This window comes from Streptococcus mitis (assembly GCF_946188585.1).
GTDB classification, from domain to species: domain Bacteria; phylum Bacillota; class Bacilli; order Lactobacillales; family Streptococcaceae; genus Streptococcus; species Streptococcus mitis_DG.
Map to the genome: position 1 here is coordinate 1 of NZ_CAMHVI010000019.1, position 466 is coordinate 466.

General features: G+C 37.3%; 1 protein-coding gene. It reads right to left on the bottom strand.

Annotation, left to right across the window (positions count from 1 at the left end; genetic code table 11):
- A partial coding sequence (locus N8M66_RS09275; RefSeq protein ID WP_261047219.1) for a hypothetical protein occupies positions 1-466 on the bottom strand: 466 nt, incomplete at both ends.

Consider the following 466-nt stretch of genomic DNA (forward strand, 5'->3'; position numbering starts at 1 on the left):
CGGGCACGAGCTTCATCTCCTTTTAATTGGGCATTGAGAGCGCCATAATAAGAAAACATGATTCGAGCTAACTTACTTTCTGGTTCAGTAATGTCGAAGTAGTCGTTCGCTTCTTTATTGAACACAATATCTTTTATGGCTTGGGCTTGAGCAACAAGTGTAGCTTTGCCTCCTTTAAAATCTGGTGCCTTGGACAATTGTTCCTCAAAGAAAGCAATATCTTGCGCATCTTGAAGATGAATGGAAACTGTTAATAGTTCAAAGCTTGATATTAAAAACGCAGGGGTTCTGAATCTCTTCCAAATTTTTTTCAAATCATATTTGGACATATTTTCCTTGGCAGCTTGAAAATCTCCTTTTAAATAAGCCACTCGACCTTGGATAATTTGGTAATTCTCACGATATGTTGCCCTAAAGGGCTTAATAGATTTTTCTGATTGAACTCTTAACATGTCTACATAGAGCT